Origin of the sequence: Limnobacter sp. CACIAM 66H1 (assembly GCF_001601825.1) — a bacterium.
Lineage (GTDB): Bacteria > Pseudomonadota > Gammaproteobacteria > Burkholderiales > Burkholderiaceae_B > Limnobacter.
The window spans coordinates 20,812-47,110 of record NZ_LUJK01000005.1 but is presented as its reverse complement, the minus strand read 5'-3'; the positions used below and the strand labels follow the sequence as shown (position 1 = coordinate 47,110).

Here is a 26,299-nt window from a genome sequence, read left to right as displayed (position 1 = left end):
AGACTCGCTTGTTGTTGAGGTCGATCTTAAACAACGATGTTGACCAGTTTGCCAGGTACCACAATCACTTTCTTAGCCGGTTTTCCTTCCATGAATTTTTGCGCAGCTTCACTGGCCAATGCAGTACTCTCGATGCTGGCTTTGTCAGCGTCGGCGGCTACTTCAATGCTGCCTCGCAGTTTGCCGTTCACTTGCACCATCAAGGTCAGTTCGGAGCGTACCAAGGCTTTCTCATCGACTTCGGGCCATGGTGCATCAAGCAATTCACCGTGTGCGGCACTGTAGTTCAGGCTGCTCCACAGGTGGAAGGTGATGTGCGGCACGATTGGGTACAACACGCGCAACAGAATGCTCAAACCTTCAGCCAGCACAGCCTGGTCTGATGGTGTGTTTGCTTCGCCAGCAAATGCATCCAGCGTGTTCAGCATTTTCATGCCCGCGGACACCACGGTGTTGTATTGGTGTCGGTCGTAGTCAAAGTTGGCCTGTTTCAAAATTTCATGTACATCGCGGCGAGTGTTCTGAGCCGCTTTGCTCAATTCTGCGGTGTTTAAAACGGGTTGGGCTTTAATGGCCACTTGCTGATTTAGTGCCAGTTGATACAGCCGTTTCAGGAAGCGGTGCGCGCCTTCTACACCAGAATCGCTCCACTCAAGGCTTTGCTCGGGCGGTGCTGCAAACATGGTGAACAAGCGTGCCGTGTCGGCGCCATATTGGTCGATCAACGCTTGTGGGTCGATGCCATTGTTTTTGGACTTCGACATTTTTTCCACGCCACCAATGTGTACCGGTGCGCCACTATTGCTGAGTTTGGCCGACACAGGGCGACCCTTGTCGTCAAACTCAACCGATACATCGGCCGGGTTGATCCAGGTTTTCTTGCCATTGGCCTCTTCGGTGTAATAGGTGTCGTTCAGCACCATGCCTTGGGTCAGCAGGGCGGTGGCGGGCTCACGGAATTTCACCAGGCCCAGGTCATTCATGACCTTGGTCCAGAAGCGACTGTACAGCAGGTGCAAAATTGCGTGTTCAATTCCACCGATGTACTGGTCCATGGGCATCCAGTAATCGCTGCGCTCATCGGTCATGGTGTTCGCATCGTTACACACGTAGCGGGTGAAGTACCAGCTCGAATCGACGAAAGTGTCCATGGTGTCGGTTTCACGGCGCGCGGGTTTACCGCACTTGGGGCATTTGCATTCATAGAATGCAGCGCTTTTGGCCAGAGGGTTTCCGCTGCCATCGGGCACCAGGTCTTCGGGCAGCACCACAGGCAGGTCTGCTTCAGGTACGGGAACATCGCCACAGGTGTCGCAGTAAATCATGGGAATGGGGGTGCCCCAGTAGCGCTGGCGTGAAATGCCCCAGTCGCGCAGGCGGAACTGGATACGTTTTTCGCCCAAGCCTTTGGCGGCTAAAAGCTCGGCAACTTTGTCGACAGCTGCGGTGTAATTCAAACCATCCAGCGGGCCACTGGCCACGCAAACACCACGTTCTTTGTCGCCGTACCATTCAGCCCATTCGGCGTTGTTGAATACTTCGCCTTTCACGTCGATGACTTGCTTGATCGCTATGCCGTATTTCAAGGCAAACGCAAAGTCGCGCTCATCGTGCGCAGGCACGCCCATTACAGCGCCGTCGCCGTAGCTCATCAGCACATAGTTGCCCACCCAAACTGGCACGCTTTCGCCGGTCAGTGGGTGCGTTACGCTCAGGCCAGTGGGCATGCCCTTCTTTTCCATGGTGGCCATGTCGGCCTCGGCCACGCCGCCAGCCTTGCATTCAGCGATGAAGGCTTGCAGTTCAGGGTTGCTTTCAGCCGCCAGTGTAGCCAAGGGGTGCTCGGCGGCGACGGCGCAGAAGGTGACGCCCATGACGGTGTCGGCACGTGTGGTGAACACATACAGTTTGCCGTCTTGAACCAATTCACCCGCAGCGTTTTTGATTTCATGCGGGAAAGCAAAACGCACGCCGGTGGATTTGCCAATCCAGTTTTCTTGCATCACTTTGACGCGCTCTGGCCACTGCAGGCCATTCAAATCCTCGAGCAACACATCGGCGTAATCGGTAATCGCCATGTAATACATGGGGATATCTCGCTTTTCAACCACAGCGCCCGAGCGCCAGCCTTTGCCGTCAATGACCTGTTCATTGGCCAGCACGGTTTGGTCAATCGGGTCCCAGTTCACGGTACCTGTTTTCTTGTACACAATGCCTTTCTCAAGCATCTTCAAAAACAACCACTGGTTCCACTTGTAGTAATCGGGTTTGCAGGTGGCTACTTCCTTGGACCAGTCAATCGCCAAACCCATCGATTCCATCTGTTTTTTCATGTAATCAATGTTGCTGTACGTCCAGGCTGCGGGCGGCTTGCCGTTGGCCATCGCTGCGTTTTCAGCCGGCATGCCAAACGCATCCCAACCCATGGGCATCAAGGTGTTGTAGCCCTTCATGCGTTTTTGGCGAATCATCACATCGTTGATGGTGTAGTTGCGTACATGGCCCATGTGCAGCTTGCCGCTTGGGTATGGCAGCATGGAAACGCAGTAGTACTTGGGCTTTAGTTTGCCGCTTGCATCTTTTGCGAAAGCCTCGGCCCTGTAGGCGTCCGATTCTTTCCATTGGCCTTGAACGGCGTTCTCAATGTCTTGGGCGGCGTATTTGTCGAACATGGTGCGTTGAAACTTGGGTGTGAGTTTTGAATGCGGGCGGGGCCTTGCCGGGTGGGGCAGGCCAATCGGTCATTATATCGGGCTTTTTCGTTTTTTACGGGCAGGGCGGGTGGGGCAATCACTGTTAAAATCAACAGCAAAACCCATTTTTGATGTGAGAAGCCGTGTCTTTACTTGATAGCCTGAACCCTGAACAACTGGCCGCCGTCACCTTGCCCCGTGAATCGGCATTGATTCTGGCGGGGGCAGGCAGTGGCAAAACCAAGGTGCTGACAGCGCGCATTGCCTGGTTGATTCAAACCGGGCAAGTGGGCCCCAACGGTGTGTTGGCAGTTACCTTCACCAACAAGGCGGCCAAGGAAATGCTTCACCGCATTTCAAGCATGCTGCCCATTAATACCCGCAGCATGTGGGTGGGTACTTTTCACGGCTTATGCAACCGAATGTTGCGAGCACACTGGAAGGAAGCTGGTTTGCCCCAGGCTTTTCAAATTCTGGACATGCAAGACCAATTGTCGGCAATCAAGCGCATGTACAAAGTGCTGGGCATAGATGCTGAAAAATTTCCCCCCAAGCAACTGAGCTATTTCATTGGTTCAGCCAAAGACCAAGGCCTGCGCCCCAAGGATGTGGAAGCGCACGACGAATACCACCGCATGATGGTTCGGCTGTATGAGGCCTATGAGGCCCAGTGCCAGCGCGAGGGTGTAGTTGATTTTGCTGAGCTGCTGCTGCGTTCGTTCGAATTGTTGGGTGCCAACCCTGCGCTGCGGGAACATTACCAGGCTCGCTTTAAATACATTTTGGTGGATGAGTTTCAAGACACCAACAGTTTGCAATATAACTGGTTGAAACGCTTGGCCGGCCCCCAGGGCTGCATCTTTGCAGTGGGCGACGATGATCAGTCCATTTACGCTTTTCGCGGTGCGCGCGTGGCCAATATGGTGCAGTTTGAAAATGATTTCAATGTACAAAATCGCATCAAACTGGAGCAAAACTACCGTTCGGTGGGCAATGTGCTCAAAGCAGCCAACGTGCTGATTGCACACAACAAGGCTCGTCTGGGCAAAGAGTTGTGGACCGAAGCTGGTGAAGGTGAGGCGATTCGGGTGTATGAGGCCACCAGCGACCAGGATGAGGCAGCTTTCATCATTGACCGAATTAAGAAGCTGGTGCTTGAAGAAGGCTACGGTCGGTCGGACATTGCAATTCTGTACCGCTCCAATGCGCAATCCCGGGTTGTTGAACAAGCCTTGTTCAATGCGGGCATGCCTTACCGTGTGTATGGTGGTTTGCGGTTTTTTGAACGTGCAGAAATCAAGCATGCACTGGCCTATCTGCGATTGATGGACAATGCGGACGATGACAATTCTTTTTCACGTGTGGTGAACTTTCCTGCCCGTGGAATTGGTGCGCGCAGCGTCGAGCAACTTCAGGATATTTCCACAGCACAGGGTACTTCGCTGTACCGTGCCATTCATCGCATGGAAGGCAGGGCGCAAGCCGGTTTGAAAAAATTTGCAGATTTGATCGAACGCATGCGGTTTGAGACCCGAGGTTTGAGCCTTGCCGATTTGGTCGACAAGGTGATCAATGAATCAGGTTTGGTGGCACATTTTCAAGCGGACAAAGATGGGGAAGACCGCGTAGAAAACTTGAAAGAATTGGTGAATGCCGCTGCCTCGTTTGCGATTGCTGAAGGGTATTACCAAGATGCTGCAGCCACCATGGTGGATGAAGAAAAGTTGATCACGCCGCTGGCTGATTTTCTTTCCCATGCTTCGCTCGAGGCCGGTGACAACGCCGCGGCAGCGGGTCAAGAGGCCATTCAATTGATGACAGCGCATTCGGCCAAAGGGCTTGAATTCAAGTGCGTCTTCGTCACCGGGCTTGAAGAAGGGTTATTTCCGCACGAAAACAGCATTGGCAATTCAGTGGAGGGTGGTGATGGCACCAGCGTAGAGGCTGTGGAAGAGGAGCGCCGCTTGATGTATGTGGCCATTACCCGCGCACGAGAACAGCTGTTTTTAAGCCACGCGCAGCAGCGCATGTTGCACGGGCAAATTCGATATCACCTGCGCTCACGTTTTCTGGACGAATTGCCAGAGGAGGTGTTGAAATGGTTAACGCCGAAACGCGCGCACATTGCCAGCCAAGGTTGGGATGCACTCGATTCCAAAGTGTGGGGACAGAATAAAACGCTTAACGTGGGTTACAGCAACAAAGCCGCCAAGCGGCCCTATGATATCGGCACAGGTGTGAATCATGCCAAGTTTGGTAGCGGTGTAGTGGTGGCTTATGAAGGCGAGGGTGATGACCAAAGAATTCAAATCAACTTTGGCCGCCAAGGCATGAAGTGGTTGATGCTGAGTTTGGCGAAGCTTGAGCGGGGTTGATGTCCTGAACCTGAAGGGGCACTGCTGCTATGTGTTGCCCAATCGGCGGCGGTGTTTCGATCGCCTCGCCTTCAAGAAAACCTGCCCTTGCGTGCCGAGCAGGGCCGGTGTTGCCTAGCATGGGCGACAGAGAACGGACCCGACCCGCAGTTTAGGAGGGTCGTTCTCAGGCATCGCGAGGCTCAGCAAGGGGAGTACAGGTTTTCTGGCGGAGATCGGAACCCAAGCCGATTGAGCTACCAACACAGTGGCGAGAGATCGGAGCCTAAGCCGATAGGGCAGTTAACAGGCGCCGAGAGGCTGCAGTCCAGGCCAGTTACTCGGTTGGATCGTGCTCAAACACTGCTTTGTAGGTTGGGTAAAAAGTACATAGCGACACTGCCATGACCAGCGCCACGCACATCATGTTCAGCGCGCTCACAAATGCGGCGGGCAAGCCCAGCAATGTAAGCAACACCACAAACACTGACGAAAAACCCAAGCCCAGAACAAGCCAGCCCATGCCATAAATCAGAAAGCTGCCCTTGTTTCGCCACACAGCAACCCAACTTGAAAACAGAGCCTGCATGGGTTTCATATTGTGCCAAACCACCAACACCGGCGCGAACCAGAAAGCCAACAGTACCGGAATGCTGGTGATGCCAATGAAAATCATGTAAAGCACCATGTATTCCATAAATGCGGCACTGGTGGCTGCATCGGCCTTCTGCAGGTCATCAATCGACACTGCAGGTTGTGCGCCTAAAACGAGGTGCGCAAGTAACCGGATCAGCGCAAAACAAGCGGTGTAAATGGCTCCTAAAATCAACAAGGATTGCAGGTGTTTCCTGTTGTCTTGATTGAAGGCATTGAACAAAACGCTGGGACTGACCCGTAAACCTTTTTGCCCCATTTTGCCAGCCAGCATGATGCCAAAGCCCAGGGCTGGCGATGCAACAGCCACTGCGGCAGCGCCGATAAAAGGGATCAGGATTCCGATGAAAAGAATGATGAACAGATAAGTGTTGCCAAACAGGAACATTTCACCTGGTTTGCTGCGGAAAAGCTGCACGCCCTGCATCAGCCAATCCCATCCCGCACTGGGCGGGCAAGTATGTACGTAGTTGGCCAATTTGTTGACTTCCTTAATTCGGTTGAGGGGCAAGCGGTATTCCCTGCCTGCGGGCAAGCAATACACGTTCAAAATGTTTAGGGTCTTTCACGTTCAGCACTTCTGCTTCGCGTGGCATGTAAAAATCGTAGAGCCTTGATGTCCAGAAGCGAAGCCCCGCCGCACGCAGCATGTCTTGCCAAAGTTCGCACTCATGCGCACTCAGTGGGCGTTCAGATTGATAACCGTCAAGCAGGGCACCAAGCAATTCAGGATTCAATTCTCCAGTAGATAGCTGGATACACCAGTCATTTGCGGTCACTGCGAGGTCGAACAAAAAAGTATCTACCCCAGCGAAGTAAAAATCGATGACCCCACCCAATGTGTCGCCTAGCATGAGCGCGTTGTCGCGAAACAAATCGGCGTGCACTGCACCTTTCGGCAGCATTTTGTAGGCATGCCGTTCAGCCACGGCTTTTTGGTGATTCACTTCATCGTGTAGCAGTTTTCTGACCGCGACGGGGAGATGCGAATCGAGAGAATTCATGGCACTTTCAATCCACGCCAAACCTCTAGGGTTGGGTGTCATGCCGGAAAAATCTGCAACCGCAAGGTGGGCTTGCGCGCAAAACCGACCGATCTGTCGGCATTGGGCGGCATTCGGATATTCAACTGATTTTCCTTCGAGACAATTGACCAACGTCGCGGGTTTTCCGTTCAGCTCACTGAACAATTCACCGCGTGTGTTGGGTATCGGTCCAGGTACAGCCAAGCCTTTTGTAGCAAGGTGCTGCATCAAGCCCAGGTAAAATGGCAAGTCTTGGGCGGTGAGCTTTTCAAACAAGGTAAGTACAAACCTCCCCTTGCTTGTGTTGACGAAATAATTGGTGTTTTCAATGCCCGACTCGATGCCTTGAAATGAAAGCAGCTCGCCGCAATCCCGGCCTTGCAGCCATTGTTGCAGTTCTGTTTGGGTAATGCGCGTAAAAACAGCCATTCAAAGTCCTGAGTAGGGTCATGAGCACCCCGGATTTTACCTGTGTTTGACCCTGCTTTATAAGTCCAACAGCTTCTCTGTTTCACTGTCTGATGGATTGAAGGTGCGTTTCTCGTAGAAGTGGAATATGCATTTCAGCACCTCCTCAGGTGTTTCCACCACTTCAAACAGGTCCATGTCGCTTGGGCTGATCATTCCCTCGCCCAGCAAATGGCTTTTCACCCAGTCAATCAGGCCAGCCCAGAACTTGGAGCCCACCAAAATAATGGGGATGCGCCTGCCTTTGTTGGTTTGTATTAGCGTGAGGGCCTCAAACATTTCATCAAGCGTACCGAATCCGCCCGGCATCACGACATAGGCACTTGCGTACTTCGCAAAGGCCACTTTGCGGGCAAAAAAGTGGCGAAAAGTCAGGGAAATATTCTGGTAGGCGTTTCCGCTTTGCTCGAACGGCAGTTCAATATTCAGACCCACGCTGGGCGATTCGCCCGCATAGGCCCCTTTGTTGGCGGCTTCCATGATGCCGGGCCCACCGCCACTGATTACCGCAAAACCTGAGTCAGACAGTGCTCGCGCGATATTCTCAGTCAGCGCGTAATAGGGGTGATCCACGGGGGTCCGGGCGCTGCCGAATATGGACACCGAAGGGCGAATTGCTGACAGCTTCTCAGTCGCCTCAATGAACTCTGCCATAATTCCCAACACATGCCACGATTCTCGGGCCTTCACTGTGGTCGATTGTTCTTTGGAGGGAAGGTGGCGCAATGTCGGAATATTCTTATTTTTGGTTGTCATATGAAGCGATTACTCCTGGTTGATGGGTCGAGCTACCTGTACCGTGCCTTTCATGCCATGCCCGATTTGCGAAACCGCGCTGGTGAGCCCACTGGTGCCATTTATGGCATGGTTAACATGCTTCGACGCCTGCGTGCAGATTACAACACTGACGATATCACCTCCAATTGTATCGCCTGTGTGTTCGATGCGCCGGGTAAAACCTTTCGCGACGACATTTACCCCGAATACAAGGCGAACAGGGCCAGCATGCCTGAGGACCTCGCGGCTCAAATCCCTCACATTCATGAAGTAACCCGTGCCATGGGCTGGCCCATCGTGATGGAGCCCGGCATTGAGGCTGATGATGTAATTGGCACCTTGGCACAGGTGGCCCTGGAGCAGGGCTTCGATGAGGTGATTGTGTCCACGGGTGATAAAGACATGGCTCAATTGGTCAATGACAAAGTTCGATTGGTGGACACCATGAAAAACGCGGTCATGACCCGGGATGCGGTGTTTGAAAAGTTCGGTGTCTATCCTGAGCAAATTATTGATTACCTGACGCTGGTGGGCGACACGGTGGACAACGTACCCGGCGTGGAAAAGGTGGGCCCCAAAACCGCGGCCAAGTGGCTGGCGGAGTACAAAACACTGGATGGCGTAGTGGCCAATGCCGACAAAATTGGCGGCAAAGTGGGCGAGAACCTTCAAAAAGCACTGGACTGGTTGCCCACAGGCAAAACCCTGGTCACCATCAAAACAGATTGCGAGTTCGAGCTTCGTCGTCACATTGAGGAGCAATTGAAGGCGAATCCGGAAAACACAGATGAGCTCAAAAAACTGTTTCAGCGTTTTGAGTTTAAAACTTGGTTTCGAGCCTTGGGTGGTGTCGCTGAAGAGGAAGTTGCCGCGAAACCGAAAGTCGAAGGATCTCCCGATGGCAGTTCCATGAGCCTGTTTGATGCACCTACACAAGCAGTGGATTCAATCCAAACCATTTGTGTGCAAACACAGGCGCAACTGAATGAACTACTCGCGGCTCTGAAAGCGGCAGCCGCCAGCAAGACGCCGGTGGCCTTTGACACTGAAACCGATTCGCTGGAACCCATGAATGCGCGCATTGTGGGCCTTTCATTTTCAGTGAAACCAGGGGTGGGCTATTACATTCCACTGACGCATCAAGATTTGACCGCCGAGCCACAATTGCCATTGGCCGAAGTGCTGGCATTCCTGAAGCCCTGGTTTGAGGACTCTGATTCGCCCAAGATTGCCCAGAACGCCAAATATGACTTGCATGTGATGGCCAATCATGATGTGTGGGTGAAGGGTCTGTTTGAGGACACCATGCTGGCCAGCTACATTCTTGAGGCCCACAAGCCCCACGGCATGGATGCGTTGGCCCTGCGCTGGTTGAACTACAACACCATCAAGTATGAAGAAGTGGCAGGCAAGGGTGCCAGTCAAATTACCTTTGACCAGGTGCCTATCGACACTGCCACCAAGTACGCTGCGGAAGATGCTGAAGTCACTTTGCGCCTCGCCCACACCTTGAAAGCCGAGCTGGACAAGGTCCCTGATCTTGCCAAGTTGTACCGCGATGTGGAGTTGCCTTTTGGGCAGGTGTTGTTTGAGGTAGAACGCAACGGTGTATTAATTGACTCTGACAAGCTTGAGGCACAAAGCGCCGAAATTGCCGACAAGCTGAAAATGATTGAAGAGCAGGCTTTTGAATTGGCGGGGGGAAGTTTTAACCTGAATTCGCCCAAACAAATTGGCGAGTTGCTGTTCGACAAACTGGGTTTGCCCGTGGTGAAAAAAACAGCCAGTGGCGCGCCGTCCACTGATGAAGAAGTCCTCAGCAAATTGGCGGAAGACTACCCTCTGCCCGCGAAGTTGCTTGAACACCGGTCGCTGGCCAAACTGAAAAGTACCTACACCGACAAATTGCCCCGCATGGTCAATGCGCGCACAGGGCGTGTGCACACCAACTATGCGCAAGCCGTGGCAGTGACCGGCCGCCTGGCCAGCAATGATCCCAACTTGCAAAACATTCCTGTACGTACCGCAGAGGGTCGCAGGGTGCGCGAGGCATTCATTGCCGCACCAGGTTGCGTGTTGGTGTCTGCTGATTATTCGCAAATTGAGTTGCGCATCATGGCGCATATCTCAGGCGATGAGGCGCTGATTCATGCCTTCAATGAAGGCTTGGATATTCACAGTGCCACTGCATCGGAAATTTTCGGAGTGGGTTTGAACGAAGTCACGTCCGACCATCGCCGCACCGCAAAGGTGATTAACTTCGGGCTTATCTATGGCATGAGTGCCTTTGGATTGGCTGGCAATCTGGGTATCACCCGAGAAGCTGCGAAACTCTATATTGACCGTTACTTTGCCCGCTATCCAGGTGTGGCGAAATTTATGGACAATGTGCGCGCACAGGCCAAAGAAGACGGCTTTGTTCAGACCGTGTTCGGGCGCCGGCTGTGGCTGCCTGAAATCAAGAGCCCGAACGGCCCGCGCAGGGCCGGTGCTGAACGGGCTGCGATCAACGCGCCCATGCAGGGTACATCGGCAGACCTGATCAAAATGGCCATGGTTGAATTGTCGGCTTGGTTGAAGGCGGAGAATCTCAATACAAAGATGATCATGCAGGTTCATGACGAGGTTATTTTTGAAGTACCCAAGGGTGAACTCGAATTGATTCAGAAACGCGTACCTGAAATCATGACGCAGGTGGCCAAGCTGCGAGTTCCGCTAGAGGTGGGTTGTGGCGTCGGCAATAATTGGGAAGAGGCGCATTGAATATCAGGAGCATGGGATGAGCGATATCGAAAATCACATCACAAACCACGAACATCAGGAACATCTAAAAGCACTGACGGGTGGCGGCAAGATGCCCATGAGCCGTCGCACTTTGCTGAAAGGTTTTACGGCCGGGGGGTTTGCGGCAGCTGCATCGCCTGTGTTGGCCCAAGCCATTACCACACCTAGCGATGGTCTTGAAGAAGGTCGCGTGTTTGTGGATGTGGGCGACGATGACATGTTTGCTTACCGCGCTTACCCCAAGGGTAAAAAGAACGCACCGGTAATTTTGGTGGTGCCAGAGATTTTTGGTGTACACGCCTATCTGGAAGACGTGTGCCGACGTTTTGCCCAAGCGGGTTTCTATGCCCTGGCCCCTGAAATTTTCTTTCGTCATTCCGAGCCGGGGCAATATGCCACCGTGGCTGCAATTCTGGAAAATGTCATTGCAAAAATGGACGACAAACAGGTGATGGCCGACCTGGACAAGTGCGTGGAATTCGCAGGCACCGAGGGTGCGGATGTAAAAAAACTGGCGGTAACCGGCTTTTGTTGGGGTGGGCGAATTACCTGGCTGTACGCGGCCCATCAGCCAGCCGTTAAAGCCGGGGTGGCTTGGTATGGTCGTCTCGTAGGGGCGAAAACCGAACTGACGCCTCGGCATCCAGTGGATGTGGCCGCGCAGTTGAAAGCCCCGGTGTTGGGTTTGTATGGTTCAGAAGACAGTTCGATCCCGCTTGACACTGTAGAGCAAATGAGAAAAGCCTTGGCCGCAGCTGACAATAATCCGTTTGCCAAAGCCAGCAGCATCACCGTATTTGACAAGGCTCAGCATGGTTTCCATGCCGATTATCGCCCGACTTACAATTCCACTGCCGCCAAACAGGCGTACAATCAGGCGCTTGAGTTCTTGCGGGGCAAGAACCTGATCTAATCTCGGACCCAATCAATCGTGCAATCCAGTTTACCGCTTGTTCTCCTGGCCGCTGCCCTGGGCACGGCCTTGGCCATTTTTGCATCTGCATTGTTGACGGCACGACACATTGCCCGCTCGCTTGAGCCCATGGTGAGTGTGTCTGCCGGTGTGCTTCTGGGTGCTTCGCTTTTGCACTTGTTGCCCGAAGCGCTGGACAAGGGCATGGATCATCACAACTTGTTTGCTTTGCTGCTGGCGGGTTTGTTGTTTTTCTTTGTGCTCGAGAAGTTTTCAATTTTTCGCCACAGCCATCACCACGAGCACGATGGACACGATCATCACCACGGCTTCGACAAACGCGAGGCGCGCCGTGGTGGTTTGCTGATTGTGGTGGGCGATTCCATTCACAACTTTGCCGATGGTTTACTGGTGGCCAGTGCATTTTTGGTCGACTTCGAGTTGGGTCTGGTGACCACGCTGAGTGTGGTGCTGCATGAAATTCCGCAACAAACCGGGGATTATCTGGTGCTGGTGAATGCAGGTATTGCACGCAAAAAAGCCTTGCAGCTGATGTCGGTTGCTGGTCTGGCTGCTGTGTTGGGTGCAGGTTTGGGTTACACCTTGTTCACGGAATTGCAAGCCTTGCTTCCTTACGCCTTGGTGTTTGCGGCGGCCAGCTTTATTTACGTGGCGGTGGCTGACCTGATTCCGCAAATGCAGCAGCGTGTCAAAATCAAGGAAAGTGTTGTGCAGTTGCTGTGTATCGGGTCTGGCGTGGCTTTAATCGCGATTTTGGCCGAGATACTTCATCACCACCATTGAACTACTGATCGCCGGTCAGTTTTCTCAAGTGAGTTGCATAAGAAGACATCGCACCGCAGGTGATGATGAGTAAAACACCCCACCAGGTTGTGCTGGTTGGGATGTCCCCCAGCACCACAATTCCAAAGAAGGTCGACACCAGAATTGTGCAGTATTGCAACGCGGCAGAAAGCCAGGTCGACCCACTCCCGAATGAGCGGGTCAGCGCCAGGTTGCCTGCACCACCAAAAAACCCCAGTGCGACGAGCCACAACAAGGTCCAATCGGTATGGGGTGCCTTGAACACTTCAAATTCCCCGAAGCCAAGGATGTACACCAGTGATGTCACAGTGGCTGTGCCAGCGAAGTAAAGCACGGTTCGCCACTCGGGTTCGCGAGCCTGCCCAAGACTCTTTAACTGCATGTAAGCCACGGCAGACACTGCGCCTGCGCCCAAACCTATCAAAGCGGTGGGCATTTGATCGCCGTAAAATACGGGTTGAAGTACCGCAATGACACCAGAAAAGCCGATTGCAATTGCGAACTGCTCCAGGCGATTTCTAGATTGCCCATACCAAAGCCACAAGATCAGCGCAATGAACAGGGGGGAGGTGTACATCAGTGTGGTCGCCGTGGCCAGGGGCAGTTGCGTGGTCGCATAAAAGCCGCACCACATGGCAATAATTCCTGCAACATTTCGTTTCAAATGCAGGCAGGCAACCGGGCTTTTCAGGCTAAGGCCCTGAAGCAGAGCCCAACCGGTGATTGCAATGGCTGGCACTGCACCGCGAAAAAGAACAATTTCACCCAAGCTGGCGTGGGTGCCCGCGAGTTTGACCATCAGACCCATGGTGCCGAAACACAGGCAGGCCATTAACATCCAGAGTGCTTGCATGGGGACAGATTGTAGCCCGGCTTTATGTCCTGGATTGATGTTCAGGACAATTCGGGCGTGGCCTTGTAATGAGCGAAGCTCGGGTCAAGCCACACTTCCCGTTTCTCGAGGGGTGTGTTGTCCATCGAATGGGTAATCCGAAATACCCGCAGGCTTGGCGCATCCGGAATTTTATTGAACAGGCTCGCAATACGTGGTTCCATGGACTTCACTGACACCTCATCGGTCATCTGTCCAATTCGCATTTGAAAAACTTCGGAGGCCAATCGGTACAGGTTGCCTGCCGACTTTTGCAGCATTTCAATGCTCAACTTCGGAAAAACCTTCTTGGAGAGACAAAGCTGTTCGTAGGCAATGAGCTGGGTGTGCAGCATATGCCGCACTTCAATTAACCAAATCGGATCGCCCAAAGCCACCCCGAGGGCACGCGATTCCTCCGCGTCGGCTTCAATACTTTCGAGGCTGATCAACTCGGTTTTGACCTCGGTGCCCGAATACTCGGTGGCCCAGTGGTCATTGAGTTTGAACGGATCGGCTCGATCGTAGACTGGCGACGGTAAGGCCTTCTCGGTCACGAATGTGCCGATACCTTGCAGTTTTGTGACCAACCCGGACTTTTCGAGTGCTTCAATTGCGCGGCGAATGGTGCCGATTGACACCTGAAATCGGTCGGAGAGCTTTTTTTCATTGGGCAAGGGTTCACCCACTTTCCAGGTTTGCCTGAAAATCTCATTGCTCAGAACTTCACTAATTTGCAGGTAGGCGGGGCCGCCACTACGCACAACGGGCCCGTCCAAAGAATTGGAGCCACGCATCATTTAAATATATCCAGAGTTTTATTTTTGTCCAATCAATGTACCAGAAAAAGATTAAACAAAAATACAAATCGCGATATTGATTTTAACGATGCGTGGTTTTACAGGTCAGAAGGTTTTTTTCAGTTTCCCGGACTGTTGGTGAGTGGGGTTCATTTGAGCCCCGTACCAGGCGTGAAAGTGCGCCATTCCGTCTTCCATCGGGCTTTGGTAGGGGCCCGCGTCATGTTCCCCGCGCTCCATCAACACTCTGCGCCCTTCGTCCATCCGTTCGGCGATCTCGTCGTCTTCGACGGCTGTTTCCATGTAGGCGGCCTGTTCTGCCTCCACAAACTCCCGTTCAAACAGACGAATTTCCTCAGGGTAATAAAATTCGACGACGTTTAGGGTTTCTTGCGGGCCTTTGGGGTGCAGCGTGGAGACCACCAGCACATGCGGGTACCATTCCACCATGATGTTGGGGTACATACAGAACCAGATTGCGCCATACTTGGGTTCTACACCATTGCTGAATTTCTTCACGGCTTCATGCCATTGTCGGTACACCGGCGTGCCTGGGCGACGCAGGCCTGCCTTCACGCCCACTGATTGCACGCTCCAGTTTTCCCCGTAATACCACTGTAAATCCGAGCAGCTTACAAACTGACCCAGGCCGGGGTGGAAGGGCTCAACGTGATAATCCTCCAGATAGACCTCGATGAAGGTTTTCCAGTTGTAGGGCAGCACATTGGTTTTTACCGAATCGAGTTGGAATTCGGAAAAATTAATTTCTTGCAGGAATGGAACGTTTTTCAACTCTTCAAGCACATTGCGTCCGGAACTAAACAGCAGGCCTCGCCAGTTCTGCAACGGATAGGACTGCAGCTTGGTGCAGGGCTGCTGGGCAAAGTGGGGTGCGCCCAGCAATTCGCCTTTCAAATCGTAGGTCCAGCGGTGAAGAGGGCAGACAATGTTGCTGGAATTGCCGTGGCCTTTAAGCATAATGGCTTGACGATGGCGACATACGTTGGACAAAAGCTCGATTTCCGAGCCATTGTTGACCAAAATACGACCATCGCCTTCCCAGGGAAGTGATCTCCAGTCGCCGCGCTCGGGCACCCAATGGGTGTGGCCGACGTAGCCCGGTCCGTCTCGATAGAGTAGTTGGATTTCATCCTTCAAAACATGTTCATCGAAATACGATGAAACATGAGGCTGCAAACTTGATTGCGTCACGGCATGTGACACCTTGGACAAATCACTCAAATCGGACATGATCCCGGGGACCTCCTCCAACAGTGTCCCTGATCGACACTGATGCAAATTAACCTGTTGAACAAAAAGAGAAAGTGGGATTGTACCCTTTAGTCTGCATTCCGGCCAAAGACTTTTCGCCTTTGGGCAAACTCGCAGTAAAATGGAGGACTTTGCACCACGCACTGCAGCACCATGAGCCCCAGCAAACCAAAAACAGTACCTGTTGACAATGCCCAGGCCGTACCAGCGTCTTTCGAAGAGGCGGTGGCCGAGCTTGAGGCTTTGGTGAACACCATGGACTCACAGAATCTCGGCCTTGATCAACTGCTGACGGATTACAAACGTGGAGCCTACCTGGTGAAATACTGCAGGGATCGTTTAACCCAGGTTCGCAAAGAAGTCACCGAGATTGAACAAACATTGAACAAACCCGCTGATGAAGGTGCACAGTGAGTCTAGCCCAGCCTATTCAATTGAACTGGTTTGATGAGACCCGTGCTGGTTTTGAGGCGGCATTGGCTGAAAAGTTAAAACAGTTCAAAGGTCCCTCCAGCGAGCTGAATGCGGCCATTGAATATGCGCTTCTGGATGGTGGCAAGCGCCTGCGCGCGATGCTGGTGTTTGCGGCAGGCCATGCAGTGGAGACACCCGCTATCGAGTTAAGCGATGCGGCCTGTGCTATCGAGGCGATGCACGCTTACTCCTTGGTTCACGATGATTTGCCCTGTATGGACAACGATGTGCTGCGCCGTGGCAAACCAACCTGTCATGTGAAGTTTGGTGAAGCTTTCGCTTTGTTGGCGGGCGATGCCTTGCAAACTGCAGCTTTCCAATGGCTTGCGCAATCGAAACAAGGCAGTGAGAAGGTACGCATGCATCAAATCACCGCTTTGGCGAGTGCTGCTGGTTTGCAGGGCATGGCCGCCGGGCAGGCGATTGATCTTGCGCATGTCGGCAAACCGATGGATCTACAGTCATTGAAGCTGATGCATGCCCGCAAGACCGGCGATTTGATCACTGCCTCTGTGCGAATGGGATATGTCAGCAATCCAGCACTTTCTGCCGTTGAGAAGAGTGGATTAGAGGCCTATGCCCATTGTTTGGGCTTGGCATATCAGGTAATTGACGACATATTAGATGTGGAATCCACCAGTGAGGTGCTGGGCAAAACATCTGGCAAGGACGCGCTGAACAACAAACCTACCATGGTAAGTTTGATGGGCTTGGGTGAAGCCAAAGCGCTGTTGGCCAAGCTACGGGAGGAGGCTTTTTCAGCTTGTGAAGTTATTTCCGTCCCTCGCCGTGCCCCGCTGGAAATCCTTGTAGAACTCATTACAAACCGGAAATCATGACCGATCTGCTGAAAAAAATTGATTGCCCCGCAGACTTGCGGCGACTGTCTGAAAACCAGCTACCCAAGCTGGCGGACGAGTTGCGCAATTACATCGTGGAGCAAGTGGCCAAAACAGGCGGGCATTTGTCATCCAACCTCGGGACGGTCGAGTTAACTGTTGCGTTGCACTATGTATTCAATACACCGAATGATCGTGTGGTGTGGGATGTAGGCCATCAAACTTATCCACACAAAATTTTAACTGGCCGGCGAGATGCGATGCCAGGCTTGCGCCAATACGGCGGAATTTCAGGTTTTCCCAAGCGTTCAGAGTCTGAATATGACGCCTTTGGTACCGCGCATTCCAGTACCTCTATCTCTGCTGCCTTGGGCATGGCGGTTGCATCACGCAATTTGGGTGTGAACCGCAAGCATATTGCCGTAATCGGAGATGGCTCGATGACCGCAGGCATGGCATTTGAGGCCCTGAATAATGCTGGCGTGACTCCAGACATAGACTTACTGGTGATTTTGAATGACAACGACATGTCAATTTCACCCCCTGTGGGCGCGCTGAACAAGTATTTGGCCAAGTTGTTGTCCGGTCGCATGTTGAACAATGTAAAGGAAGTGGGCAAGGGCATTCTGGGTGTGGCGCCACCCTTGTACGAGCTGGCACACCGGCTTGAGGAGCATGTCAAGGGCATGATGAGCCCGGCAACTCTGTTTGAGGAGTTTGGCTTCAATTACTACGGTCCCATTGATGGCCACGATCTGGACGCGCTTGTGCCCACCCTGCAAAACCTGCGTGCCATGAAAGGTCCGATCTTCCTGCATGTCATCACCAAAAAGGGAGCAGGCTACAAGCTGGCCGAGCAAGACCCCGTGCTGTACCACGGCCCGGGCAAGTTCGATCCCAGTGTTGGTATTCAAAAATCGAACTCACCCAAGCCACCCACTTACACCCAGATTTTTGGAAAATGGTTGTGCGACATGGCGCAATCCGACCGCAAACTGGTGGGCATTACCCCAGCCATGCGCGAGGGTTCCGGCATGGTTGAATTCGAGCGTCGTTTTCCGTCACGCTATTTTGATGTCGGTATTGCGGAGCAACACGCCGTCACTTTTGCTGCTGGTCTGGCTTGCGAGGGCATGAAACCCGTCGTGGCCATTTACTCCACATTCCTGCAGCGCGCATACGACCAACTGATTCACGACGTGGCCTTGCAGAATCTGGATGTGACTTTTGCGTTGGATCGAGCCGGTTTGGTGGGCGCGGACGGTGCCACCCACGCAGGCAATTACGACATCGCTTACCTGCGTTGCATTCCCAATATGGTGATTGCGGCACCCTCCAACGAGGATGAGTGCCGCAAATTATTGACCACGGCCTACCACTACCCTGGTTGCGCTTCGGTGCGTTATCCACGCGGTGTTGGTCCGGGTGTGGTGGCCGATGAATCGTTGGATACAGTTGAAATTGGCAAGGCAATTGTGCGGTATTCGCCCGATGAATCTGAGCACAAACTTGTAATTTTGGCATTTGGCTCCATGTGTGAACCAAGTCTTGAGGCTGGCCGGGCGCTCGGCGCCACTGTGGTGGACATGCGCTGGGTCAAGCCAATTGATGCAGAATTGTTACAACGGTTTGCCGAGCAGCGCTACAGCTTTGTGACTGTTGAAGAGGGCTGTATCATGGGTGGCGCAGGTTCGGCGGTGACTGAACACCTGCATGCCCAAGGATTTAATAACGCAGTGTTGCAACTCGGCTTGCCCGATGAATTCATCGACCACGGAGATCCCGCTCTCCTGCTCAAGAATCTTGGACTGGACGCCCAAGGCATAGAAACGTCCATCAAGCAGCACTATGGCGAGCTCTTTGATCGCCACACCAATGTGGTACGCCATGTAGCAGGGCGTGCCGCGAACACATGAGGAAGTTATGAATACACGTGACAAAGGCTTGGAGAATGCCGTGGCCACTAACCCAATCGACCAGGCCATTCCCGATGTCCAAAGCACCATCGACACCCGCCACATTGCAATCCAATCGGTGGGCATTCGTTCTGTCAAATACCCAGTTCTGATTGAGCTTCAAGGCCAAAAGCCCATGCCCTCCGTGGCCGAGTTCGAAATGACCGTGTTTCTGCCTGCTGATCAGAAAGGCACGCACATGTCTCGTTTCATCGCTTTGCTGGAGGAAGCACAGGGTACTGTGCTGACAGTCAGCGGTTTCCGCGCCATGCTGGTTGAAATGCTGCAGCGTCTGGATGCGCCCTCAGGTCGCATCAAGATGGAACTGCCTTATTTCCTCTCCAAAGTTGCCCCCATCAGCGGGGTTTCAAGCCTGATGGACTATCAGTTGACGCTCGAAGGTTCGGCCACTGCGACAGGCCAAGACATCTACCTTACGGTGGTTGTTCCAGTGACCAGCTTGTGTCCCTGTTCCAAGAAGATTTCTGAGTATGGTGCACATAATCAGCGTTCGCACGTCACCGCGCGCGTGCAGTTGAAAGACGATGTGGACATTGCCCAGTTTATTTCTGCGATCGAGCAGCAGGCATCCTGCGAGTTGTATGGTCTGCTCAAACGCCCTGATGAAAAGTATGTGACTGAGCGTGCCTACGACAATCCCAAATTTGTGGAAGATTTGGTTCGGGATGTGGCCATTGCCATGAACAAGTTCTCGCAGGTGGGTCAGTACACCGTAGAAGCCGAGAACTTCGAGTCCATTCACAACCACTCAGCTTACGCTCGCATCGATCGAGCCTAAGTCACTACCCGCGGATTCTTCAGCACGCTGTAAGGATCACCCCCGACAATACACACAAAATTACATGTCGGGGTGCGAGTACACCTCAGGAGCTATTCGGTTATGGCTGAACCACCCAAGGTCAAGCCCAAGGAATTTTTCATTCTCGGACTCACATCAGGAGGACGGCCTTTTCGTCCTTCAGACTGGGCCGAGCGTCTTTGTGGCGTGTTGTCTTGTTACCGCCCGCCTGGGCGCCAGCAGAGCCAACAACACCTGGCTTACAGTCCCTATGCCAAGCCAATCTTGATGAACAATGTGAAGTGCGTCGTGGTTGATGAGCGCTTGCGCGATATTGAGCCCATGGCCATGACTTTTGTATTGAACTTTGCACGTGACAACGATTTGCAGGTTCTGGATGCGTGCTTGTTACCCGATCCAGAATAGTAAACCGGTCCGGGATCGTCATTCAAAGACGTCTGGAGTCACAATTCGTCAACACAAAAAGCCCCTTTCGATCAAGGGGCTTTTTTATGTGGAGCGAACAAAGAACCTTAAGGTTTAAGCCTTTGGGTTGGGTCCCAAATTGAGGCTTGATTCAAGGCCTGTAATTCAAGGTCTATAAGTCAAGGCTTATTAGTTAAGGCTTATTAGTTAAGGCTTATTAGTTAAGGCTTATTAGTTTAGGCCTATTAGGCGGCCATGCCTTTTACGAGCGCAGACAAGCGAGACTTGTTGCGTGAGGCTTTGTTTTTGTGGATCAGGTCTTTGTCTGCAACGCGATCCAGAATGCTGGTTGTTTCGCGATAAACTGCTTGTGCAGCGGCTTTGTCGCCCGCTTCAACAGCAGCGCGTACTTTTTTCACTGCGGTTCTCATCGCTGAGCGAATGGCTGAATTGTGCGCATTTGCTTTGGCGGCTTGTTTTGCGCGCTTGCGCGCCTGTGCTGAGTTGGCCATATTGCTGAGGCTCCAAGGGGTGTAGAATTCGAAAACCCGCAATTTTAACAAAATACTAGCCCTTTCACAATCACTATATGAATTTATTGAAATCGGCCGCAGCGGTGAGCGCCATGACCATGCTCTCCCGGATCACTGGCCTGATCCGAGAGACAATCACCGCGCGCCTGTTGGGGGCGGGTGCTGAATCCGACGCATTCTTTATCGCTTTTCGAATTCCCAATCTTTTGCGCAGATTATTTGCTGAAGGTGCCTTTTCGCAGGCCTTTATTCCGATTTTGTCCCAGACCAACGCTACAGATGGCAAATCAGCTGCAGTGGATTTGGCCCGGCGCGTCAGTTCTCTCCTGTTTCTCGTCTTGCTGCTAATTGTCGTGGCCGGTGTAGTAGGCGGCAGTTGGGTGGTGATGGCTATGGCCAGTGGGCTTGATCGGGGTAGTGAGCAGTTTGAGCTGACAGTGTTGCTCACGCAGTGGATGTTTCCATACATTCTCCTGATCTCCATGGTTGCACTGGCCTCTGGCTTGCTGAACACTTTTCGCTCATTCGCATTGCCGGCCTTTGCGCCGGTGCTGTTGAACATCAGTTTTATTGCTGGCGCTTTGCTGCTTGCACCTTACTTTGACCAAGCGGTGAAAGCGTTTGCAATTGCCGTGATGGTTGGAGGTGTTTTGCAGGTGGCGGTGCTTTGGTATGGGCTGGCGCGCACAGATTGTCTGATCAATCCTTTTGCAGGTCTTGGGGACATTAAGGCAGCTTGGGGCGATGAGCGTGTTCGTCGGGTTCTGAAGAATATGGTGCCAGCCACGTTGGCTGTGTCGGTGGCGCAGATCAGTCTGATCATCAATACCAACATTGCATCGCATCTTGAGCAGGGCAGTGTCTCCTGGATTTCTTATGGCGATCGCTTGATGGAATTTCCCACTGCCCTCTTGGGTGTCGCTTTGGGCACTGTATTGCTGCCATCCCTTTCTGCCGCCGCAACACGAAGCCACGAGGAATATTCACGCTTGATGGATTGGGGTTTGCGCTTGACGGTGGTGCTTGTTTTGCCGGCCGCTGTGGGCATGGGCTTGTTTTCGGATGCCTTGGTGGCTCTGCTGTTTCACTACGGACGCTTTGATGCCAACGACGTGGCCATGACCAGTCAAGCCGTGGTTGCTTACAGCTTGGGTTTGGCTGGCTTGGTCTTGGTCAAAATTCTGGCCCCTGGCTTTTATGCCAAACAAGACATCCGGACGCCCGTGAAGATAGGGATTGTGGTGGTGTTGGCCACCCAAGTGATGAATTTGATCACCGTACCATGGCTGGGCCATGCAGGGTTGCCATTGAGCATCAGTGTTGGTGCTGTTCTCAATGCCTCAGTGTTGTATTGGGGGCTTCGCAGGCGCGGTTTGTACACGCCCTCCAGTGGCTGGGGGCTCTATTTCATCAAGGTGTTGGCTGCGGCAGTTGCCATGGGTTTTGCCCTGTGGTTTATGAACCAGCAATTTGACTGGCTGGGGATGGCTTCGGCTCCGCTTGCGCGCGTGGGTGCGGTGCTTGGGGTAATCGGAGTGTGTGGCGTGATCTACTTTGCAGTGCTGGCCGCCCTGGGGCTGAACCCGAGGCGTCTGATTCGCAAGCCTGTTGTTTGAGTGAGGTTTTTACGGAAGGAGCAGCACCCGGGCAGGTGCTGCAACTGGTTATTACATTTGGCTTTGGTATTACTTTAACGCGTCAAAGGCACGGGCCTTGATTTCATCGACGCTGCCTACACCGGCAATTTTTCGATACTGTGGCGCGTTGGCATCGCCGGTTGCGGCCCATTGGCCATAATAATCAACCAGGGGGCGCGTTTGCTTTTCGTACACGTCCAAGCGTTTCTTGACTGTTTCTTCTTTGTCGTCGTCGCGCTGAACCAAAGGCTCGCCCGTCACATCATCAATACCTTCCTGTTTCGGCGGGTTGAATTTAACGTGATAGGTACGCCCCGAAGCAGGGTGGGTGCGGCGGCCGCTCATGCGGTCAATGATCGCTTCGTGAGGCACGTCGATTTCAAGCACGAAATCAATCTTCACGCCGGCTTCCTTCATGGCTTCGGCCTGTGGAATTGTGCGCGGAAAGCCGTCGAACAAATAGCCATTGGCGCAATCCGATTCTTTCAAACGCTCTTTCACCAGATTGATGATGATCTCGTCGGACACCAGGCCGCCACTGTCCATGACTTTTTTTGCCTCGACACCCAGGGGGGTGCCGGCTTTAACCGCTGCGCGCAGCATGTCGCCGGTAGAAATTTGGGGAATGCCAAATTTTTCCTTGATGAATGTCGCCTGTGTGCCTTTTGCCAGCACCGGGCGCTCCCAATAGAATTAAACGCATAGTCGCCTCAAGAGTTTTAAATCTGCTGGCCTGTTGTACAAGATGCGTCGTTTACAACAGGCGATATTTTTGGCCGTTTTTTCTTATCCGAGGCCTTGGCGATTATGGGTTCTCCAACTTGCAGAAAACTTACCCACAGTCCGGCTCGAATATTTTTTCATGGTCGTTCAGCCTTAACGAGACCCGAACAATGCCCTCACTTTTTCAAGGTCTTGTGCGGTGTCTACCCCGGGAAGCGGGGCATCCTGAATCATACACACTTTTATACGAAAGCCATTGGCCAGCGCCCTGAGTTGTTCAAGTGATTCAAGTACTTCGATTCCGGCGGGTGGCAACGTCTGGTATATCTTGAGAAAACGGGCTCGGTAGGCGTACAGGCCAATGTGTCGAATGCCCAGTGGTCCTGCTTCCGAACCTTCAGGTCTGGATTCCGTGGCAAAAGTGTCCCGAGGATACGGAATAGGCGCGCGTGAAAAGTAAAGTGCTTCGCCGTCTTCCCGCATGGCGATTTTCACCACATTTGGATTCTTGAATTCCTCCCAGTGGTCAATCGCATGCCCGCAAGTGGCAATATCTTGAGCATCCTCCAGCAAGGCGTTGGCGACTAAATCAATCAGGGCCGGGTCAATCAAGGGTTCGTCGCCCTGTACATTCACCACAACCGTATCGTCTGACCAGCCTTTGCTTTGAACAACTTCGGCAATCCGATCGGTGCCCGTGGGCCAGTCGCCACGGGTCATGACAACCTGCAGGTTGTGGGCTTTGCAGACCCACTCAATTTCAGGGTGATCGGTGGCCACCAACACTTCGTCAGCACCTGACTTCAGGGCCTGTTCGGCCACACGTACGACCATGGGCTTGCCTGCAATGTCGAGAAGCGGTTTGCCAGGCAGGCGGGTTGACGCGTGGCGGGCCGGAATAACGGCTTTGAACATGGCGAGAGCTTAGTTGTTGGGAATTGAAACAGGTTCGGCCTGATCTACAAGCATGATGGGGATTCCGTCCCGTACAGGAAAAGCAAGTTTGTCTGCCTTGCACACCAAGAAGCCATCACTAGGGCGTTTTTCAAGTGGCCCTTTGCAAATGGGGCAAACCAAGATGTCAATCAATTGTGGGTCCAATGCAATCCTCTAGGGCTTGTGTCAGGGCAGGGGGTAGTTTCACACTAATTTCAGCTACCCACACTTTTGGGTTTGAATGGTTCAATTTTACGGCATCTTTGCCGCTTGTTATTAGTACCTGTTGATCGAACTGTGTGCAAAAGTCTTCGGGGTAGTTGAAATGGTCTGGAAGGCCACGGCTTGCGTCCAGGCGAAGACCCGCTAATCGAATTGCGCGGAACAGTTTGTCCGGATCGCCGATTCCGGTAAAAGCCAGTAATTTCAGGGGTTTCCACTGTTCTGCGGCCTGCTCAACAGTCAGAAAATGACCCGAGCTCAGTTGCCGAAAGCCCTTGAGTTCAACCTGAATCGCATGCCAGTTGTCTTGATACGGCCAATTCAATGTTTCGCTCAGAGCTTGAGGAGTGATGTTGGAACACAGTACTGCATCCACTGTGCCAAGCCGGGAAAGTGGTTCGCGCAATGGACCTGCAGGAAGCAAGCGGCCATTGCCGTGGGCTCTCTGGTCAAATACAACCCACTCGATTTGCCGGGCAAGTTTGTGATGTTGCAGGCCATCGTCCGACACAATCAGCTTCAAATCCGGAAAGTGGGTCAAAAGAAGTTTGACTGCTTGATTTCGATCCGCGCACACAGCAACCGGGCAACCGGTTTCACGGCTCAGAAAAAGCGGCTCGTCTCCCGCTTCAATCGCAGCAGGTGTGTTTTTCGTTGGATCAATCAATATTGGCGCGGTTGTGGATCGCCCATAGCCCCGGCTTACAATACCCACCTTGTCACCGCGGGCGACCATGTATTGGCAAATTGCCATCACGATGGGTGTTTTTCCAGCACCTCCGGCAATCAGGTTGCCGACGACCAAGACTGGCGGATGGCTTGCTTTCCTTGCGGCAATCGATCTGTAATTTTGCCGGGTGGCCCAGCGCAAAGCTTTGTACGTGTATTCCAGCCAACTCAGGATCAAACCAACGAAAAGCCCTGGTTGATGCCCGGCGTACCAAATGTTGAGCAAGGCAGACTCAACTCTGGCCTTGCGTTCATTTGCGCTCATGGGGATTTGCCACCTGCCGTTGCAATTGATACCTTGGCCACACCCAGTGAGGCCAACATGTCCATTACCGTAACCACCGATTGATGGGTAGCAGCCGCATCTGCTTCAACAATGGCTCGGCGTTCCTCGTCCGCAGGTTTGGCGGACAAAACCTTGCTCAGCTCGGTGCGCAATTGGGCATCGGTCAACACACTTTGTGCACCGAGCGCATAGTTTCCATCTCGACCCACGCGGATTCGAAGCGCTTCGGGTGGCGCGCTGTCTTCCTTGGTGCTCTGGGTGCCTGGCAAATCAACTTCGAGTTGGCTGGGCTGCATGAATGTGGTCGAGACGACCAGGAAAATCACAATGACCAGCAACACATCGATCAGCGGGATGAGGTTGATGTCCGGTGCTTCTGTGCCAGTTGTTCGCTTGATTCTCAAAGATCCGCTCCTTAGCCAGCCTTGCGTGAATTGGCGTGCTGCTTCAGCAGGTCTTCAAAAGGTTTTACCGAGTCTCCCATGTCTTCGAGCAGGCTATTGATCCGGATGCGGAACAGTCGATAGGCGACCAAGGCCGGTATTGCAACGATCAATCCAAAAGCGGTGTTGTACAGGGCTACTGCGATACCGGCGGCAATCGCTTCGGGAGTTTGAGCGCCAGATCCTTGAACTGCAAAAATCTCGATCATGCCGATGACGGTTCCCAATAGCCCCATTAAGGGTGCGGCGCTGGCGATCATGGACAACACGTCAAGGTGTTTCTCAAGCGTGTTTTGAATGCCGACGGATTTGTCCTGCATGGCGCTTTCGACATCTTCGTTTCTGTAGAAGGCTGATAAACCGGCCGCCATCAAGCTTCCAAGTGCGCTATGGGATTCCAGGCGGGCAATGTTTTGCCGGTCTTTGAACTGGGGTAGGGTTTTGCACACATCGCTTACCAGGTTTTCCGGGATCAAATCCTTTTTACGCAAAGCCCAAACGCGCTCAAACACGATTGCCAATGCGACCACCGAGCCAAAAATCAAAGGCCAAATTGGCCAGCCCGCCGCAGAAATGATTGACCACACAAGTAGACTCCTATTCAGTAAGACAGGGACTCTAGCGAAAAAACCAACATTACACAAATTACGCAAAAGTCGACATATTTGTTCATTGTGGATAACTTTGGGGAAAAGCCCTCCAAATTTTCGAATAATCAGTCTCTTGTGAGAAAAATGAACTTTTTGTGTATCGTATTTTGTTGTGTTTTTCTTTTTTAATCAGTTACTTGCATTTATTTTCTTGTATTTCAGCCATGTTGCACAGAAAGTAGCTTTTTGTTAGCGCATGTGGAAATGTTCT

At 52.7% G+C, this 26,299-nt stretch carries 23 protein-coding genes and 1 pseudogene; 10 read left to right on the top strand and 14 right to left on the bottom strand.

All coding sequences use genetic code 11. The features are described from left to right. Positions 1-26 precede the first annotated feature (26 nt). Positions 27-2,672 (bottom strand): leucine--tRNA ligase, encoded by a 2,646-nt coding sequence (gene leuS, locus A0129_RS02545; RefSeq protein ID WP_291712136.1) that lies wholly within the window; start codon positions 2,670-2,672, stop codon positions 27-29. Positions 2,673-2,836: 164 nt separating this feature from the next. Between leuS and A0129_RS02540 the strand changes: the two genes are divergently transcribed. Further along, positions 2,837-5,068, top strand: coding sequence for a UvrD-helicase domain-containing protein (locus A0129_RS02540; protein WP_291712134.1), 2,232 nt, complete (start codon positions 2,837-2,839; stop codon positions 5,066-5,068). A gap of 316 nt (positions 5,069-5,384) precedes the next feature. On the opposite strand, the gene A0129_RS02535 is transcribed toward A0129_RS02540, so the two are convergent. From A0129_RS02535 to A0129_RS02525, 3 genes are read right to left on the bottom strand one after another with little or no spacing between them, the layout of a single operon-like run. Continuing rightward, positions 5,385-6,212: a BPSS1780 family membrane protein gene (locus A0129_RS02535; RefSeq protein ID WP_291712132.1), complete on the bottom strand. Its 828-nt coding sequence runs from the start codon at positions 6,210-6,212 to the stop codon at positions 5,385-5,387. After that, positions 6,193-7,155, bottom strand: a complete 963-nt coding sequence (locus tag A0129_RS02530) for a homoserine kinase (RefSeq protein ID WP_291712130.1) — start codon at positions 7,153-7,155, stop codon at positions 6,193-6,195. Before A0129_RS02530 ends, A0129_RS02535 begins: the two co-directional genes overlap by 20 nt. A gap of 57 nt (positions 7,156-7,212) precedes the next feature. Then, the gene (locus A0129_RS02525) at positions 7,213-7,950 is read right to left on the bottom strand and encodes a TIGR00730 family Rossman fold protein (RefSeq protein ID WP_291712128.1); all 738 of its coding nucleotides are present in this window, start codon (positions 7,948-7,950) and stop codon (positions 7,213-7,215) included. Here A0129_RS02525 and polA point away from each other — a divergent pair, their 5' ends adjacent. The 3 genes from polA to A0129_RS02510 are packed head-to-tail and all read left to right on the top strand — an operon-like array spanning position 7,951 to position 12,472. Beyond that, positions 7,951-10,734 (top strand): DNA polymerase I, encoded by a 2,784-nt coding sequence (gene polA / locus A0129_RS02520; RefSeq protein ID WP_291712126.1) that lies wholly within the window; start codon positions 7,951-7,953, stop codon positions 10,732-10,734. It begins immediately after the preceding gene. 16 nt (positions 10,735-10,750) lie between these two features. Then, a complete protein-coding gene (locus A0129_RS02515) occupies positions 10,751-11,668 on the top strand; it encodes a dienelactone hydrolase family protein (RefSeq protein ID WP_291712124.1) in 918 nt (305 codons plus the stop codon). Positions 11,669-11,686: 18 nt separating this feature from the next. After that, complete coding sequence (locus A0129_RS02510) at positions 11,687-12,472, top strand: ZIP family metal transporter (RefSeq protein WP_105029619.1); 786 nt, start codon at positions 11,687-11,689, stop codon at positions 12,470-12,472. 1 nt (position 12,473) lies between these two features. On the opposite strand, the gene A0129_RS02505 is transcribed toward A0129_RS02510, so the two are convergent. The 3 genes from A0129_RS02505 to A0129_RS02495 all read right to left on the bottom strand — a co-directional run bounded on the left by A0129_RS02505 (position 12,474) and on the right by A0129_RS02495 (position 15,415). After that, positions 12,474-13,346, bottom strand: coding sequence for a DMT family transporter (locus A0129_RS02505; RefSeq protein WP_291712122.1), 873 nt, complete (start codon positions 13,344-13,346; stop codon positions 12,474-12,476). 41 nt (positions 13,347-13,387) lie between these two features. Beyond that, positions 13,388-14,164 carry a GntR family transcriptional regulator gene (locus tag A0129_RS02500; RefSeq protein ID WP_291712121.1) on the bottom strand — a complete coding sequence of 259 codons (777 nt, stop codon included), beginning with the start codon at positions 14,162-14,164 and terminating at the stop codon, positions 13,388-13,390. A 105-nt stretch (positions 14,165-14,269) separates the two neighbouring features. Continuing rightward, on the bottom strand, positions 14,270-15,415 hold the full coding sequence (locus A0129_RS02495; RefSeq protein WP_291712119.1) for an aromatic ring-hydroxylating dioxygenase subunit alpha: 1,146 nt from the start codon (positions 15,413-15,415) through the stop codon (positions 14,270-14,272). Positions 15,416-15,589: 174 nt separating this feature from the next. Here A0129_RS02495 and xseB point away from each other — a divergent pair, with 174 nt between their 5' ends. The 5 genes from xseB (at position 15,590) to A0129_RS02470 (ending at position 19,929) form a co-directional block, all read left to right on the top strand. Beyond that, positions 15,590-15,850 carry an exodeoxyribonuclease VII small subunit gene (gene xseB / locus A0129_RS02490; RefSeq protein WP_291712117.1) on the top strand — a complete coding sequence of 87 codons (261 nt, stop codon included), beginning with the start codon at positions 15,590-15,592 and terminating at the stop codon, positions 15,848-15,850. Further along, on the top strand, positions 15,847-16,749 hold the full coding sequence (locus tag A0129_RS02485; RefSeq protein ID WP_291712115.1) for a polyprenyl synthetase family protein: 903 nt from the start codon (positions 15,847-15,849) through the stop codon (positions 16,747-16,749). Before xseB ends, A0129_RS02485 begins: the two co-directional genes overlap by 4 nt. Next, positions 16,743-18,665: a 1-deoxy-D-xylulose-5-phosphate synthase gene (dxs, locus tag A0129_RS02480; protein WP_291712232.1), complete on the top strand. Its 1,923-nt coding sequence runs from the start codon at positions 16,743-16,745 to the stop codon at positions 18,663-18,665. Before A0129_RS02485 ends, dxs begins: the two co-directional genes overlap by 7 nt. A 7-nt stretch (positions 18,666-18,672) precedes the next feature. After that, complete coding sequence (gene folE2, locus A0129_RS02475; protein WP_291712113.1) at positions 18,673-19,503, top strand: GTP cyclohydrolase FolE2; 831 nt, start codon at positions 18,673-18,675, stop codon at positions 19,501-19,503. 102 nt (positions 19,504-19,605) lie between these two features. Then, positions 19,606-19,929 (top strand): DUF3579 domain-containing protein, encoded by a 324-nt coding sequence (locus tag A0129_RS02470; protein WP_291712111.1) that lies wholly within the window; start codon positions 19,606-19,608, stop codon positions 19,927-19,929. 245 nt (positions 19,930-20,174) lie between these two features. On the opposite strand, the gene rpsT is transcribed toward A0129_RS02470, so the two are convergent. Beyond that, complete coding sequence (rpsT, locus tag A0129_RS02465; RefSeq protein WP_105029612.1) at positions 20,175-20,441, bottom strand: 30S ribosomal protein S20; 267 nt, start codon at positions 20,439-20,441, stop codon at positions 20,175-20,177. A 77-nt stretch (positions 20,442-20,518) separates the two neighbouring features. Here rpsT and murJ point away from each other — a divergent pair, with 77 nt between their 5' ends. Further along, complete coding sequence (gene murJ / locus A0129_RS02460) at positions 20,519-22,078, top strand: murein biosynthesis integral membrane protein MurJ (RefSeq protein WP_291712109.1); 1,560 nt, start codon at positions 20,519-20,521, stop codon at positions 22,076-22,078. Positions 22,079-22,147: 69 nt separating this feature from the next. Here murJ and adk read toward each other — a convergent pair. The 6 genes and pseudogenes from adk to A0129_RS02430 form a co-directional block, all read right to left on the bottom strand. Continuing rightward, positions 22,148-22,802 (bottom strand): annotated as a pseudogene (gene adk, locus A0129_RS02455) (adenylate kinase). 173 nt (positions 22,803-22,975) lie between these two features. After that, the gene (kdsB, locus tag A0129_RS02450; RefSeq protein ID WP_291712107.1) at positions 22,976-23,737 is read right to left on the bottom strand and encodes a 3-deoxy-manno-octulosonate cytidylyltransferase; all 762 of its coding nucleotides are present in this window, start codon (positions 23,735-23,737) and stop codon (positions 22,976-22,978) included. A gap of 9 nt (positions 23,738-23,746) precedes the next feature. Continuing rightward, positions 23,747-23,923: a Trm112 family protein gene (locus A0129_RS02445; protein ID WP_291712105.1), complete on the bottom strand. Its 177-nt coding sequence runs from the start codon at positions 23,921-23,923 to the stop codon at positions 23,747-23,749. After that, entirely contained in the window at positions 23,904-24,974 is a 1,071-nt protein-coding gene (gene lpxK, locus A0129_RS02440) for a tetraacyldisaccharide 4'-kinase (protein WP_291712103.1), read from the bottom strand. The genes A0129_RS02445 and lpxK overlap by 20 nt, the downstream gene beginning before the upstream one ends. Beyond that, positions 24,971-25,399: a biopolymer transporter ExbD gene (locus A0129_RS02435; protein WP_291712101.1), complete on the bottom strand. Its 429-nt coding sequence runs from the start codon at positions 25,397-25,399 to the stop codon at positions 24,971-24,973. Before A0129_RS02435 ends, lpxK begins: the two co-directional genes overlap by 4 nt. A gap of 11 nt (positions 25,400-25,410) precedes the next feature. Beyond that, positions 25,411-26,025 carry a MotA/TolQ/ExbB proton channel family protein gene (locus tag A0129_RS02430; RefSeq protein WP_291712099.1) on the bottom strand — a complete coding sequence of 205 codons (615 nt, stop codon included), beginning with the start codon at positions 26,023-26,025 and terminating at the stop codon, positions 25,411-25,413. Positions 26,026-26,299: the final 274 nt, after the last annotated feature.

Excerpts from the sequence above, each read along its gene's own strand:
- leuS (WP_291712136.1), bottom strand. The coding sequence starts at position 2,672 with ATGTTCGACAAATACGCCGCCCAAGACATTGAGAACGCCGTTCAAGGC.
- A0129_RS02530 (WP_291712130.1), bottom strand. The coding sequence starts at position 7,155 with ATGGCTGTTTTTACGCGCATTACCCAAACAGAACTGCAACAATGGCTG.
- A0129_RS02525 (WP_291712128.1), bottom strand. The coding sequence starts at position 7,950 with ATGACAACCAAAAATAAGAATATTCCGACATTGCGCCACCTTCCCTCC.
- polA (WP_291712126.1), top strand. The coding sequence starts at position 7,951 with ATGAAGCGATTACTCCTGGTTGATGGGTCGAGCTACCTGTACCGTGCC.
- A0129_RS02515 (WP_291712124.1), top strand. The coding sequence starts at position 10,751 with ATGAGCGATATCGAAAATCACATCACAAACCACGAACATCAGGAACAT.
- A0129_RS02505 (WP_291712122.1), bottom strand. The coding sequence starts at position 13,346 with ATGCAAGCACTCTGGATGTTAATGGCCTGCCTGTGTTTCGGCACCATG.
- A0129_RS02500 (WP_291712121.1), bottom strand. The coding sequence starts at position 14,164 with ATGATGCGTGGCTCCAATTCTTTGGACGGGCCCGTTGTGCGTAGTGGC.
- A0129_RS02495 (WP_291712119.1), bottom strand. The coding sequence starts at position 15,415 with ATGTCCGATTTGAGTGATTTGTCCAAGGTGTCACATGCCGTGACGCAA.
- xseB (WP_291712117.1), top strand. The coding sequence starts at position 15,590 with ATGAGCCCCAGCAAACCAAAAACAGTACCTGTTGACAATGCCCAGGCC.
- folE2 (WP_291712113.1), top strand. The coding sequence starts at position 18,673 with ATGAATACACGTGACAAAGGCTTGGAGAATGCCGTGGCCACTAACCCA.
- A0129_RS02470 (WP_291712111.1), top strand. The coding sequence starts at position 19,606 with ATGGCTGAACCACCCAAGGTCAAGCCCAAGGAATTTTTCATTCTCGGA.
- rpsT (WP_105029612.1), bottom strand. The coding sequence starts at position 20,441 with ATGGCCAACTCAGCACAGGCGCGCAAGCGCGCAAAACAAGCCGCCAAA.
- murJ (WP_291712109.1), top strand. The coding sequence starts at position 20,519 with ATGAATTTATTGAAATCGGCCGCAGCGGTGAGCGCCATGACCATGCTC.
- kdsB (WP_291712107.1), bottom strand. The coding sequence starts at position 23,737 with ATGTTCAAAGCCGTTATTCCGGCCCGCCACGCGTCAACCCGCCTGCCT.
- lpxK (WP_291712103.1), bottom strand. The coding sequence starts at position 24,974 with ATGAGCGCAAATGAACGCAAGGCCAGAGTTGAGTCTGCCTTGCTCAAC.